The sequence below is a fragment of the Streptococcus suis genome, assembly GCF_046032115.1.
Lineage (GTDB): Bacteria > Bacillota > Bacilli > Lactobacillales > Streptococcaceae > Streptococcus > Streptococcus suis_AJ.
The window spans coordinates 12,651-25,343 of the sequence record NZ_JARQOZ010000004.1 but is presented as its reverse complement, the minus strand read 5'-3'; the positions used below and the strand labels follow the sequence as shown (position 1 = coordinate 25,343).

16 protein-coding genes are annotated in these 12,693 nt (G+C 44.4%); 2 read left to right on the top strand and 14 right to left on the bottom strand.

All coding sequences use genetic code 11. The features are described from left to right. Positions 1-2 precede the first annotated feature (2 nt). The 3 genes from P7J36_RS02380 to P7J36_RS02370 are packed head-to-tail and all read right to left on the bottom strand — an operon-like array spanning position 3 to position 1,604. A complete protein-coding gene (locus P7J36_RS02380; RefSeq protein WP_408551183.1) occupies positions 3-959 on the bottom strand; it encodes a DUF1002 domain-containing protein in 957 nt (318 codons plus the stop codon). Between the two features lie 43 nt (positions 960-1,002). Then, entirely contained in the window at positions 1,003-1,323 is a 321-nt protein-coding gene (locus P7J36_RS02375; RefSeq protein ID WP_024388908.1) for a thioredoxin family protein, read from the bottom strand. Continuing rightward, on the bottom strand, positions 1,320-1,604 hold the full coding sequence (locus P7J36_RS02370; protein ID WP_012774909.1) for a DUF4651 domain-containing protein: 285 nt from the start codon (positions 1,602-1,604) through the stop codon (positions 1,320-1,322). The genes P7J36_RS02375 and P7J36_RS02370 overlap by 4 nt, the downstream gene beginning before the upstream one ends. 212 nt (positions 1,605-1,816) lie before the next feature. Here P7J36_RS02370 and pepA point away from each other — a divergent pair, with 212 nt between their 5' ends. Beyond that, on the top strand, positions 1,817-2,878 hold the full coding sequence (gene pepA, locus P7J36_RS02365; protein WP_408551182.1) for a glutamyl aminopeptidase: 1,062 nt from the start codon (positions 1,817-1,819) through the stop codon (positions 2,876-2,878). Between the two features lie 140 nt (positions 2,879-3,018). Here pepA and P7J36_RS02360 read toward each other — a convergent pair whose 3' ends face one another. From P7J36_RS02360 to comGA, 11 genes are all read right to left on the bottom strand, one after another. Further along, entirely contained in the window at positions 3,019-4,281 is a 1,263-nt protein-coding gene (locus P7J36_RS02360) for a bifunctional folylpolyglutamate synthase/dihydrofolate synthase (protein WP_408551181.1), read from the bottom strand. Positions 4,282-4,336: 55 nt separating this feature from the next. Beyond that, positions 4,337-4,888, bottom strand: a complete 552-nt coding sequence (locus tag P7J36_RS02355; protein WP_398582470.1) for a folate family ECF transporter S component — start codon at positions 4,886-4,888, stop codon at positions 4,337-4,339. A 581-nt stretch (positions 4,889-5,469) separates the two neighbouring features. Beyond that, complete coding sequence (locus P7J36_RS02350) at positions 5,470-6,657, bottom strand: acetate kinase (RefSeq protein ID WP_408551180.1); 1,188 nt, start codon at positions 6,655-6,657, stop codon at positions 5,470-5,472. Positions 6,658-6,706: 49 nt separating this feature from the next. After that, positions 6,707-7,660: a class I SAM-dependent methyltransferase gene (locus P7J36_RS02345; protein WP_408551179.1), complete on the bottom strand. Its 954-nt coding sequence runs from the start codon at positions 7,658-7,660 to the stop codon at positions 6,707-6,709. 229 nt (positions 7,661-7,889) lie between these two features. After that, positions 7,890-8,399, bottom strand: a complete 510-nt coding sequence (gene comGG / locus P7J36_RS02340) for a competence type IV pilus minor pilin ComGG (protein ID WP_408551178.1) — start codon at positions 8,397-8,399, stop codon at positions 7,890-7,892. Next, complete coding sequence (comGF, locus tag P7J36_RS02335; RefSeq protein ID WP_408551177.1) at positions 8,377-8,811, bottom strand: competence type IV pilus minor pilin ComGF; 435 nt, start codon at positions 8,809-8,811, stop codon at positions 8,377-8,379. The genes comGG and comGF overlap by 23 nt, the downstream gene beginning before the upstream one ends. Next, positions 8,798-9,091, bottom strand: coding sequence for a competence type IV pilus minor pilin ComGE (gene comGE / locus P7J36_RS02330; protein WP_408551176.1), 294 nt, complete (start codon positions 9,089-9,091; stop codon positions 8,798-8,800). Before comGE ends, comGF begins: the two co-directional genes overlap by 14 nt. Continuing rightward, complete coding sequence (comGD, locus tag P7J36_RS02325; RefSeq protein ID WP_408551175.1) at positions 9,063-9,470, bottom strand: competence type IV pilus minor pilin ComGD; 408 nt, start codon at positions 9,468-9,470, stop codon at positions 9,063-9,065. The genes comGE and comGD overlap by 29 nt, the downstream gene beginning before the upstream one ends. Next, entirely contained in the window at positions 9,451-9,732 is a 282-nt protein-coding gene (gene comGC / locus P7J36_RS02320) for a competence type IV pilus major pilin ComGC (RefSeq protein ID WP_408551174.1), read from the bottom strand. The genes comGD and comGC overlap by 20 nt, the downstream gene beginning before the upstream one ends. A gap of 1 nt (position 9,733) precedes the next feature. Next, complete coding sequence (comGB, locus tag P7J36_RS02315) at positions 9,734-10,771, bottom strand: competence type IV pilus assembly protein ComGB (protein WP_408551173.1); 1,038 nt, start codon at positions 10,769-10,771, stop codon at positions 9,734-9,736. Next, positions 10,683-11,633, bottom strand: coding sequence for a competence type IV pilus ATPase ComGA (comGA, locus tag P7J36_RS02310; RefSeq protein ID WP_408551172.1), 951 nt, complete (start codon positions 11,631-11,633; stop codon positions 10,683-10,685). The genes comGB and comGA overlap by 89 nt, the downstream gene beginning before the upstream one ends. A gap of 85 nt (positions 11,634-11,718) precedes the next feature. Here comGA and P7J36_RS02305 point away from each other — a divergent pair, with 85 nt between their 5' ends. Next, a complete protein-coding gene (locus P7J36_RS02305; RefSeq protein WP_408551171.1) occupies positions 11,719-12,687 on the top strand; it encodes a S66 family peptidase in 969 nt (322 codons plus the stop codon). The last annotated feature ends 6 nt before the right edge of the window (positions 12,688-12,693 follow it).

The following is a 12,693-nucleotide window of genomic DNA, read 5'->3' as shown; positions in this document are numbered from 1 at the left end:
CTTTATGCAAATAGACCGGTCAAGCCTTTCCAAAGATTTTCAAAAAAGGCACCGATTTTTTCTAAAATCCCTGAATCTTGTAGATTCTTATAGGCTTCTGAAATTTGTTGCTCCGCCTGTTGCTTGAACTGGTTGAGCTGAGCAGCAACCTCAGCCGAATCAATGGCAGAGGTTTCCTGATAGGCTTTGGCAAAGGTAACCAATTTCGAAACTTCATCTGCTGTGATGACATTTTCCAAACCGTTATTGGCCAAGACATCGTTGATAATAGTATTGAGGTCTGATTCGGAAGCTACCTGACCGTTGGACTGTTTGTAGTCGGCAAGAGCAGTCTTGATTTCCGCGACTGCCTTATCCAAGGCTGAACTATCAAAATTAGTGTCACCTGTATGGGCTGTCGCCACTTCGTTAACAGTCGTTAATTCTTGTTGGGCTACCTCTGTCCGAGCCGGGTCAACTGTTTCACCATTGGCCGCGAGAGCCTTGTAAACACCTGTCAGAGCAGACTCCCCTGTCACCTGAATCGGAGAAGCTACATCAATCAAGACATCCGTCGCACCAGCTGTGATAGCCGCATTGGCATACTGTGTCTCAGTAATCAAGGTGATGTTCTGCGGCGTCTTAATATCCACCCCAACCCCTTTTCCAGCATCCTGCTTTTGCACCAAGACAGATGAATAGAGGGAAGCTGTATCTGCTCCATATGTACCTAAATATTGGTCCATATCCGTGCCAACAACTACCTGACGACTGACATGATTAACATCCGAAATACCAAATAGATTGTTAACCTCTGTCGCCTGCGCATCTGACAAACCGCCACCGTAGACCAGGGTTGGCTTGCCCCATTTTTCATTGATAACATCCGTCTGAATTTCCGCTTGAGCCAGCGGTGCCAAACTTAAACTCAACCCTAGCACCACAGGCGCTAGAAGGATTTTTCCTAGTGATTTCTTCATGTTTTTTCCTTTCTTTTGGACATAGCAGAGCTTCTCTGCTAATCTATCTACCCAATCCAGATAAGAAGTTCATGATTTCTTCCTTGGTCTTGCGATTCTTATCGACAAAACGACCGATTTCCTTACCATTTTCCAAAACAACCAGACTTGGAATGCCTAAAATAGCCCATTCCTGCGCCAAAGGCATAAAGTCATCACGATCCAGTTGCACAAAACGGAAATCTGGAAAAGCCTCTTCGATAGCTGGCACATGCGGTTTGATATAGTGGCAATCTCCACACCAAGTCGTCACAAATAGAAAAACAGTTGGCTTGCCATCTTCAATCAAGGCAGCTACTTCTTCAAGATTTGTTGGAAAAATCATCTTTCTTCCTCCCTGTATTGAATAGAACCTTTGGTATTTTCAAATAGAAATACCTGTCCTGCCTCCATCACAACCCCTCCGATAAGAGTAGTCTGTGTAGAAGCTGTTTCATCCACATAGACCGTGGCAATCTCTCCTAAATCAGCGAAAAAGTCACGTACCTCCTGCAAGGCCTGTGCTTTTTTACGGTCTTCTTGGATTTTACGGTAAAATTGAGCACTAGCGGTGAGCACACCTGCCCCCAATAAGCCTGCTAGCAAGGCTGTCTTTTTCTTTTTCATGTTGACTATTTTATCATAATTCCTCGGAATTTTCCCAAAAATGCCATTGGACTTGTGACAGCTGAGACAAACTCTCCACAAACATATGAAAACGATTCAGTTTTCAGAAAGCATGATTTCATCATGTGTTTATTGTTTATTTTCCCATATTTTCAAGACAAGTCTAGCTCTTCGTGATAAAATAGTAGTAATCATGTCATGGAGGAAAAAGTATGACTCTTTTTGAAAAAATTAAAGAAGTTACAGAATTGCAAAGTCTACCGGGATTTGAAGGACAGGTTCGCAACCACATCCGCCAGAAAATCACACCGCATGTGGACCGCATTGAAACAGATGGACTAGGTGGAATTTTTGGTATCAGAGATACGGCTGTTGAAAACGCACCTCGTATCCTTGTAGCCGCTCATATGGATGAAGTCGGCTTTATGATCAGTCAGATTAAACCTGATGGTACTTTCCGTGTTGTCGAGTTGGGAGGCTGGAATCCGCTAGTTGTATCCAGTCAAGCCTTCACGCTTCAACTACAGGACGGTCGGACCATTCCTGCCATTTCAGGTTCAGTGCCTCCCCATCTTTCTCGTGGGGCTAACGCTCCCGGCATGCCTGCCATCGCTGATATTATTTTCGACGCTGGTTTTGCCAATTATGACGAAGCTTGGGCGTTCGGCGTTCGTCCGGGGGATGTCCTGGTTCCCAAAAACGAAACCATTCTAACAGCCAACGGAAAAAATGTCATTTCTAAGGCTTGGGACAACCGCTTCGGTGTTCTTATGGTGACTGAGTTGCTAGAAAGCCTATCCGGTCAAGCTTTGCCAAATCAGTTGATTGCTGGGGCAAATGTGCAAGAAGAGGTTGGTCTACGTGGAGCTCATGCTTCTACAACTAAGTTCAATCCAGATATTTTCCTTGCTGTTGATTGCTCGCCAGCTGGCGATATTTACGGCGACCAAGGAAAAATTGGTGACGGAACTCTGCTTCGTTTCTACGACCCAGGTCATATCATATTAAAAAACATGAAAGACTTCCTCCTCACAACTGCCGAAGAAGCTAGGGTCAAATTCCAATACTACTGTGGTAAAGGTGGAACAGATGCTGGTGCAGCCCACTTGAAAAATCATGGTGTTCCGTCGACAACTATCGGTGTCTGCGCTCGCTACATCCATTCCCATCAAACTCTCTACAGCATGGATGACTTCTTAGAGGCCCAAGCCTTCTTGCAAGCCATCGTTAAAAAGCTAGACCGCTCAACGGTTGATTTGATTAAAAACTATTAAAACAAAAGACTTTGCTAGGTAGAATGCCCGGCAAAGCCTTTTTTCTATATAGTCGAATGAATTAGCTTTCAGACAAGGAACTGAGGTGCAGACAGTACTAGAGTACGGCAAACCGAAAGTGACGATGTATCAAAGCTAATTCAAATGACTATAAACTCTTCTAAAATGTACTTCCTCACATAGGTAATGAAATACAATGAGCCTGTAATCAGGTAAAGTTTTTTGGGATTATCCAAGTCCACCCGCTCCAACCACTCTTGATAGGTCTGCACCCGTCCGTAACCTGACGGATAATCTTCTAGCTGCACCGCTCTGAAATCGTCAAAGATTGTCACGCTAACAGGTCCAAATTGGCTAAGCTGGGACAACATCTGGTCCACTGGCTTAGTATTGATGGCTGCAAAGAGGATTTCAATATCTCTGTCCGCATATTTTTCCTCTAGGAGCTGGGTCAGGACGGCGATGCTTTCATTATTGTGGGCTCCGTCAATCATGAGCGTGGGTTTGATTAATTCTAAACGGCCCGGCCAGATGGCTTGGGACAAGCCCTGGCTAATGGTTTCTTTGGTAATCTTTGGAAAATCAGGGCTGATGAGCTGAGCTGTGGTCACCGCCAAGGCTGCGTTGACCTCCTGGTGATGCCCCTGCATAAGCAATATTAAATCCTCAACTCGGCCGAAGGGGCTTGAAACCGCAAAACCTGCTCTGCTATTTTCCAAAAGAATCTCCCGCCCTACCGCATAGGTCGGACTCTGAAGCTGACGGGCGTACTCCTCAAATACTGCCAGCACTTCTAGCTGGTCGGTCGCATAGAGGAATGGGACCCGCTCACGTAAGACAGCAATCTTGTGACGGGCTATGGCAGCGTGGGTCTCTCCCAAAAAAGCCTGATGGTCCAAGCCGATAGAAGGGCAAACTACTGCTAGAGGATTAAGGACATTGGTCGCATCATGCAAACCGCCCATGCCCGCCTCCACCAAGAGAATGTCGGGACGCTGGTAGTGAGCAAAGTAGACAAACATAGCCACTACTACAATCTCAAATTCCGAGATGGCATCCAGACCAGCCGTCTGGTCCAAATCCTCAATCAAGGGTTGCAGGTCTGTCACAATCCTCGCAAAATCGTCCTCCGAAATCATCTCCTGCTCAAAGACAATCTGCTCTCGAAAATCAATGATAGACGGTGACGTAAAGCGACCGACGGTGTAATCCGAAAACCGTAAGATAGACTGTAAGGCATTCAAGGTCGAACCCTTGCCATTTGTTCCAACAAAGTGAATAGTCGGCACTTGAAGCTGGGGATTGTCCAAGCGTTCCAAGAGCCAGTTGACACGCGCAACCCCGTTTTCTAAATCTGATGCAGGGCGATTCGATAACCACTGACGAGTTTCTTGATAATTCATGATTCCCTCTCTACAAAAGCAGCAACAGGGGGATGACCTGTTGCTAGATACTGTTTTATTTAATACCCATTAACTTGGCCAATTCAGGTATTTTTTGTAAACTTGGCAAGACAAGCATGGTCACGACAATGCGTAATGGAATTTCAAAAATAGCTTTTATGAAACGACTGCTATACAAGACAATCCAAGGTGTTCCAAAATGGAAATGGAGGGCAATCGGTGTCATGATAAAGGAAATCACAACCTGAATCAAGACAACTACACCAGCCACATAGAGCCAATCAGCTTTGTTTTTAATATTCAGCGGCTTCTGATAAAAGAACCAGCCGTAGATAAAAGCAGATACCGCCTCAATCAAAATCCAAGTGAAGAGGACAGTTTGCCCGCTAAACAAGACAAAGACTGGGTCTGAAATAGCCGCAAAAATAGCTGCCCAAATCGGACCAGCAATAGCTCCCAAAATAGTATTGGGAATGAAGGTAAACTGGACCTGCAAGGTTTCTGAAATCCGAATGGAGAAATAGTTCTCCACAACCATAACCAAGGCAAGGGTCATCGCAATAGCAGTCAACAACTGCACCGTTAGTTTTGGAATCTTCTTTTCCATAAAAAATGCTCCTTTTTCAAAAAATGGAGCTGTCGTGTGTATTCGACAGCGGATGCAATGGTTTACCGCGCTAGTCTCAGCCAGACCCCAATGTTCCTACTCTAGGAGACATTAGAGACAAGCAAAGATATAGTCTTTTAGTTTACTTTTAGTACTCGCTCCAAAGGTTCGGGGAACCTTTGGAGGTTGGAGATAAAGCGAACAAAGTTAGCATCAAAAACCGCAGGCATAACTCAATGCTTTCTTGTTTCTAGGCATTGACTTGAAACAGTCCCCCAGACTGTTTCAATCAGGCAAGGCGAGTTCAAACACTCCAGTGGAGTGTTTGAAGTTGGAAATAAGGAAACAAAGTTTCCTCGCTCGTCGAAGTAATAAAAGAAAAACTAAATGACGATAAGCTTCGTTATGTAGCAACATCCCATCCACATACACTTGACGCAAACCATCTACTCTGTGCAAATTTCTTTGCCAGTCTATTGTATCACACACTATATATTTTGACCACTTGCTAAAAACTATACCTTTCTAAAGATATAAACTATAAGAGAAACAGGCAGTCTCCGACTGCCTGTTAGTTTTTCTTATTTCAATCGTTCCACTTCACGCGCAATAACCAACTCTTCATCCGTCGGGATAACCAAGACACGAACTTTTGATTCTGGCGTTGAAATGTCACCATAGTTGCCAAATACATTTTTTGCTGGGTCCAACTCAATACCAAACCAAGACAAACCTGCTATTACATCATTGCGCATAAGCGGTGCATTTTCACCCATACCTGCCGTGAAGACAATAGCATCCGCACCATTCAGAACCGCAAAGTATTGACCAATGAATTTCTTGATACGGTCGATAAAAATATTATAAGCCAAAACAGCATCTGGGTTCTTAGCTTCCAAACCTGATTCAATGTCACGCATATCACTTGAATAACCCGATACACCAAGCAAACCTGATTGTTTATTCAGCATGTTCACAACATCCGCAGCATCCTTCAACTCATCAACATTTGCAATCAAGTAAGGAATAATCGCTGGATCAATATCACCTGAACGAGTTCCCATCATAGGACCAGCAAGCGGAGTGAAGCCCATAGAAGTGTCAACTGATTGACCGTGGTAGTTGGCAGTAATAGATACACCATTTCCGATGTGAGCCGTAATCAATTTTAATTCCTCAATCGGACGTCCCAATACTTTTGCTGCCTCATGCGCTACATAATAGTGGCTAGTTCCGTGAGCACCATACTTACGAACCTTGTGGTCGGTATAGTACTTTTGTGGAATCGGATAAAGATAGGCATGCTTTGGCATCGTAGTGTGAAAGGCTGTATCAAAAACAGCTACATTCAAAACTTCTGGTAGTACTTCCTCAAATGCACGCATTGCTGCTACGTGAGCAGGGTTATGAAGCGGTGCCAAAGCACTTAGTTCTTCAATTTGCTCAACCTCTTTTGGTCCAATAACAGCTGATTCTTTGAAAATCTCTCCACCTGCAACAACACGGTGTCCGATACCAGTAATTTCCTCGTAAGCAGCGATGATGTTGTGTTTAAGCAAGTCTTCTAGGAGAATCTTAACCGCAACCGTATGATTAGGAATATCTAAAACTTCACTTTCTTTCTTCCCATCATACTTAACTGTTGAGATGGAATCATTCAAACCGATACGCTCAACAATCCCTTTTGCTAAGACAGTTTCTTCTGGCATTTGATATAATTGCCATTTTAAACTTGAGCTACCTGCGTTAATCGCAATTGTTTTTGACATAGTGTTCCCCTTTAAAAGCGTTTTCCTAATTAGTATAACAGATTTTTACTTAAATTGCATTTTCTTGCTTCCAATTTTTGAAATTGACCATGAACTTCTGAATAGCTTCTGGTTCTTGCAAGCTCTGCAAGGGATAGACAAAGGGTGCTAGTGGTCTAGCCGCTTTCTTTTGCAGGACAAAAATGGACTTGGCCATGGCAGCTTTTCCAAAGAGACTTGGTGGCAGGGCAATCATGGCAACGATATTGGCTTGTTCTTGTAACCAGCCTTTCAGTAAATCGCTTTGCGGACTAGTCAACAAATCATTTGGAGCCAAGAGAATAGCAAAGCCATCTTTTTCCAGATATTTGAGGGACTGTTCCATGAGTAAATGGTGAGCGTAGGTATGCTCGGTCTGACTAGCAACCTGATAACGACTGGCAACCTGATCATCTGGATAGTAGCCAATCGGCAAATCCGCAAGAATGACTTGACTTTCCTTCAAAATCTGCGGACGTACCGCATCGCCCTGGGCAAATGAAATCTCTGCCTGCATGACATCTGCCATACTGGCTGACAAATCAATCAAGAGGTCATCCACTTCGATCCCCAAGTAATCCAATTCTTTCTGACTGGCATTGAGAATGGTCTGAGCCAAATTGCCTGTCCCCGAACCAATTTCCAGAACCGTTACTTTTGGAGTAGAAACCAACTGATCCACTAGAAAAGATAGGATAAAGCCGATAGAGTCTGGCGTAAACTGGTGATTGTACTGCATAGGCTCTGTCTGATTGGCCTTGATGAGCAGGAATTGGAAGGCACGGCGCCATTCTTCCTTGGTTAAATCTAGTTGTTTCAAGATCTTGTTGTTGTTGACAATAAGGTCCGTCTCATGCTGACCAGCTACATAAGCAGCATTTTGCTCAATCATGGCATCATAGATATTGGTGCCTAGCTGGTTTTGGATAGTCTGTACGTTTTCTAATAGCAGGTCGTAAGCCTGTTCGATTTTTTCAAAATTCATACTCCTATCTTATCAAAAATTCACCAACTTTGCACCAAAAAGGGAGCGACTAGCCACTCCCCTCGGGTACTATAGTCGTTTAGTTTGCTTTTAGTACAAGGCAACGAGCTGCAAGCTGTACTGGAGTACGGCAAAGCGAGTTCAAATCACTCCTGTGGAGTGTTTGAAGTTGGAAATAAGGAAACGACGTTTCCTCGCTCGTCGAAGTAATCAAAGATAAACTAAATGTCTATATTTTAACCGGAAATTGATAGTGATACTCCCCTCCATTTCTTAGATTCACGTTAACCGATACAGTTCTATTTTTAACATGATAGCTGGCCTGACCCTCTCGAAACAACATGCTTCCCTCGGTCTCTATTGGTTTACTTTCCTCCTTTTTCTTAGAACTCATTTGAGCTGGTTTTTCAGCGTTTTCTTGACTTTCTCTAGTTGATTGAGCCTCCTTTTCTTCCTTCTCATCAACAGTCTCACTAGCGACTACTTCATCCCCTTTCTTATCTTCTGTTTGGCTAGCCACCTTTTCAGCAACTACTTGACGCTTCTGCAAGTCCTCTTCAACCTGGTCCAAGACCATCTGAACCATGATATAAGCCGTCGCTTCTTGCCTTGCCACCTGAACTAAGCGACTTTCGGCTTCTTGGCGGTGGAGATAAAACTGAAGCAAGAGACTAAAAACTGCCAGCATCAAGAGGGCGTAGAGCAGGATACCAGCCCTAACTTTTTTCTTTAAAAGCATAGATAAAGGTCCGCTCCTCTCCGTTTTTAAAGCTAAAGTCGATGCGCACCAACTGGTTTTCTTGGGAAATAGCTGCACTATCCACCTGATAGAGCATGGGCTGGTAGCCCTGTCCCCTGTCATTTGTTTTCCGAAAATCATCCGACCGTGACTTGCCAAAGGCCAAAGCCTGACCATCCTTGTCTACATAGACCTTGCCATTTTCAACCTTGACCAAGTCCGATTGGTCCCATTCCGACCGCAATTGACTAGAGAAGACCAACCATTCCTTTTGAATGGTTTGATTTTGATAATGCACCTCTTGAACCAGCAGTTTTGACAAGCCTTCAAAGACCAGAAGACTTCCTGATAGGATGACTAAGGCTACCAAGCATTCCAAGAGAGTAAAAGCAGGAATTTTACTTTTTAACAACCGATAGAACCTCCTTTCCCTCGTGGAAAACAATGATCTTATCCGCTGTTCGTTGAACCTGAACTGTAACACCGTTTAATGATAATTGACTTTGGTCAGTCTGGACAGCCATCTGTGCTAGATTGAGAACCTCCTGTTGTTCCAATTCCCAAGCCTGTTGCCTACGACCTGCATCCACAGCTGATAAAATCAAGCTGCAAATAGTCACTAAGGTCGCAAGGGCAACCAGACTTTCTAGCAAAATATAAGCCTTATTCTTCTGTTTTCTTATAACGACCACTCCCTATATATAATTGATACGTGACTGTTTTTTGACTAAGCCGAAAACGAATCTTGGTCAGAGAAGAATTTCCACCATTTTCTTCAAATTGAATAGTTTTCTCCTCCAATACTTCTACATTTCTGGGTACCTGTACAGCTTGATGACCATTTGTAACCTCCTGTCCACCGATAGCAAGGTTCACTTTTTGATGGGAACTGGCTGCCAATTTCTGACTGTCTTTATAGATGCCCTCAAATTCCCAGAGAAAAATCTCTTCCTGGACAGACTGAAAGGCCGTTTGTACCGTTCCTGATAAGGAAACTACTAAAAAACTGACAACAAACAAGGTCAGCAGGCTTTCCAGAAGAGTAAAGGCCTTATTTTTTCGCCGTAGCATACTGCTCCGCTTGTTTTGGCGTAATATAACCAGCCTTTTGCAAGTCCTCCACCGTTGCTTCCTTGTCATGTTCCAATTCATAGAGTTCCATTTGACTCTCCACCACTTTGATAACAGCCGCATTCCCCTTCTTCTGAATAGCATCCTTTTGCTTACTCAAATTTGGCACAAAAATGAGCAAGAGCAGGCTAATAATACCCAAAACAACTAACATTTCCACCAGAGTGAACGCTTTTACCTTCATTTCAATTAATTTTTTCATTTTATAACTCCATATTTTGATAAATTGGCAGCAACATGGCTGCGTAGATAAGAACGACCATTAAGGCCACAAAGAGAAAGACCAGCGGTTGAATCAGCTGCATGGCTCTATTGACCCGAGAGAAAAAATCCTCCCAACATTCAGCCGCATAAACTGTCAACTCGCTCCCCAACTTGGACTTGACCTGACCGTACTCGACAATCAAACTCAACTCTCGCTTAAAAAAAGCGTAATTCTTAATGTGTTCGTGAAAGCTCTGACCATTGGAAAGCGACTGCTCCAGGTCCTGGCCAATCTCCCGAAAGAGTTGCGATTGCTGCGATTGCATCAAGCCCACAATCTGCGGCAGGTCCAAACCTTGCCCAATCAAACTCCCCCACTCCCTGGCGTAATAGGCCGTCAGGTAGGTTTGGATGAGTTTTCCGAAAAATGGCAGAGCTGCTAAGCAGGAAAAGACCTTGATTTTGTTAGTTTTGCGAAACCAAAACATACCAGCTAAGACCGCCACCAAACTAAGTCCACAGAAAGATAAAAAGATAGTCGGCAAATGGTTAATTAGCATAGTCGCTGCATTGCCTTCCTCCAACTGGGGCAGAAGATAGTTTTTCAAGCCCAGCATAATCAAGAGCAGAAAACCAAGCAAGATTATCGGATAGGTTGCCACCTCAATCAGCTTTTTACGAACCTTGCTGACATTTTCCAGATAGGACTGGATATGGCTCAAACTCAGGCTGGTATTGCCATGAACCTCTGCCAGAGCCACCTGTGTGACCACCGCATCTGAAAACCGCAAATCCGCTAAGAGGCTTGAAAATGGCTTTCCTGCAAGAAGACCGTCCGACAAGACCTGGGTGTAAGGATCTGCCAAAAGCTGACTACGCTTGAGGAAGTCAACAATCTCTCCTAGATGAAAGCCACTAGCAAAAAGATTATTGAAAAGCTCAATGACCTTACGCTGGCGAGCCAAGGGTAATTTTTTCTGTTTCTGCCTGCCGAAGACTGATATGTCCTGCTGCAAAAAGGCGATCAATTTGTTCATTCCACTGGTCTGCGGAATGGTTTTGGTAATTTCCCTTTGCAAAATCTACCACACCTCCTCCCCCGATCAAGCGTTGATAGGCAATGCCTTGAAGGGCATTGTTTAACTCCTCAGGGCTGACCCCCAATTCCAACATACGGGCATAGACACCTGAAATAGACCTTGCATGAACTGTTGAGAAAACGGTAGCTCCCGTCAGACTGGATCGAATGACTGCTCGAGCGGTTTCCGCATCCCGAATTTCACCGATGATGAGCAAGTCTGGCCGATGACGGAGGGACAGTTTAATCAGATTGTCGTAGGTGGCTCCGATGGCTTCATTGAGCTGGAGTTGCAGCATGTCCTCCTGTTTGATTTCGACAGGATCCTCGATGGTCAAAATCTGCTTGTCTGGGAATTTCAGCCTGGCAAGATGGTACATAAGTGTGGTCTTACCAGAGCCGACTGGACCCGAAAAAAGGTAGAGCCCTCGTCCCTTGATTTCTTCTGCAAGCCGCTCGGCCGCCTCAAACCAGAACTTGAGTTCCTTGTCATTGTCATAGAGCAGGCGGATGACCAGACTTTCCTTGCCACGATAATCGCCGACAGTTGATAAGCGAAGCGAAATCTCTCCGCTACCATAATCATAATCACAGGAACCCTGCTGACTACGGCGTTTTTCACCGACATTTAAGCCTGCTAAAAACTTGAAATGGCTGATAATGGCTGTTACTTCCTCCTCAGCCAAGTCTTGCACAAACTCTCGCTCGTCCATGATACGATGGTAGACTTGGTAGCCCTGACCACGAGGAACCAGATAGATGTCACTGATCCTATCTGCCACCGCCTCTTCAATCATCTTTCTTGCTTTTTCTTGAATCATAAAACCTCCTCACCCTATCTATTCGCAAGGAAACTTGATTTTCCATACTTTTTTGTTAAAATAATAAAAAAGCTTGGAGGTTCTTATGAAAAGATTAAAAAAAGGCGACCACATACGCGTAGTCAGCCCCTCTTCATCTATTGAAAGAATTGGTGGTTTTGAAGCCAATCTTGCCGCCAAGGAAAAATTGGAAGAACTGGGCTTCAAACTCTCTTTCTCAAAACATTATTTTGAAAACGATATGTTCGATTCGGCTCCGATTGCCAGTCGTGTTGCGGACTTGGAAGCAGCCTTTGCGGATGAGTCGGTCGATGCCATTCTGACAACCATTGGCGGTTTCAACTCTAACGAACTGCTACCTTATCTGGATTTTGACCTAATTGCCCGCCATCCGAAAATTTTCTGCGGTTATTCGGATACAACTGCCCTGCTCAATGCCATCTACGCCAAGACAGGCATGCAAACCTACATGGGGCCAGCTTATTCAAGCTTTAAAATGGTGCAAGCCCAAGAGTATCAAACAGAAGCCTGGCTCAAGGCCGTGACACAAGATTCCTATGAACTGACCCCGAGTCCAGAATGGTCTAGCGATGCTTGGTACCTACCAGACGCCCCTCGCACCTTTTACCCAACAGAGTGGAAAGTCTACAATCCAGGCCAGGCTAGCGGAACAGCTATTGGAGGAAATCTCTCTACTTTTGCGCTCTTACATGGTACTGAGTTCGCTCCAAAACCCGAAAAGTACATCTTGTTTCTTGAAGAAGCTGAAGAAGATCACTATACCGAATTTACAAGGCATTTTGCTGCGCTCTTACAAAACTATCCCAATCCCCAAGCCGTCCTCATTGGTCGTTTTCCTAAGGAAACCAAGATGACCGAGGAGATTTTACTGGCGATTTTGGACAAGCACCCTATTCTCAAAAAAGTTCCTGTTCTCTATGATTTGGACTTTGCCCATACCCAGCCTCTTTTCACCATTACCATCGGTGGACAGGTGGAGCTGGATAGCCAGACCATGACCCTGTATTTTCAGACAAGAAAAAGCTCGGGTTAGCCGAGC

Coding starts and splice junctions, on each gene's coding strand:
- P7J36_RS02345 (WP_408551179.1), bottom strand. CDS start 7,660: ATGAATTTTGAAAAAATCGAACAGGCTTACGACCTGCTATTAGAAAAC.
- P7J36_RS02360 (WP_408551181.1), bottom strand. CDS start 4,281: ATGAATTATCAAGAAACTCGTCAGTGGTTATCGAATCGCCCTGCATCA.
- P7J36_RS02380 (WP_408551183.1), bottom strand. CDS start 959: ATGAAGAAATCACTAGGAAAAATCCTTCTAGCGCCTGTGGTGCTAGGG.
- pepA (WP_408551182.1), top strand. CDS start 1,817: ATGACTCTTTTTGAAAAAATTAAAGAAGTTACAGAATTGCAAAGTCTA.
- P7J36_RS02350 (WP_408551180.1), bottom strand. CDS start 6,657: ATGTCAAAAACAATTGCGATTAACGCAGGTAGCTCAAGTTTAAAATGG.
- P7J36_RS02375 (WP_024388908.1), bottom strand. CDS start 1,323: ATGATTTTTCCAACAAATCTTGAAGAAGTAGCTGCCTTGATTGAAGAT.
- comGG (WP_408551178.1), bottom strand. CDS start 8,399: ATGCTTTTAAAGAAAAAAGTTAGGGCTGGTATCCTGCTCTACGCCCTC.
- P7J36_RS02370 (WP_012774909.1), bottom strand. CDS start 1,604: ATGAAAAAGAAAAAGACAGCCTTGCTAGCAGGCTTATTGGGGGCAGGT.
- P7J36_RS02305 (WP_408551171.1), top strand. CDS start 11,719: ATGAAAAGATTAAAAAAAGGCGACCACATACGCGTAGTCAGCCCCTCT.
- comGD (WP_408551175.1), bottom strand. CDS start 9,470: ATGCTACGGCGAAAAAATAAGGCCTTTACTCTTCTGGAAAGCCTGCTG.
- comGB (WP_408551173.1), bottom strand. CDS start 10,771: ATGAACAAATTGATCGCCTTTTTGCAGCAGGACATATCAGTCTTCGGC.
- comGA (WP_408551172.1), bottom strand. CDS start 11,633: ATGATTCAAGAAAAAGCAAGAAAGATGATTGAAGAGGCGGTGGCAGAT.
- P7J36_RS02355 (WP_398582470.1), bottom strand. CDS start 4,888: ATGGAAAAGAAGATTCCAAAACTAACGGTGCAGTTGTTGACTGCTATT.
- comGC (WP_408551174.1), bottom strand. CDS start 9,732: ATGAAAAAATTAATTGAAATGAAGGTAAAAGCGTTCACTCTGGTGGAA.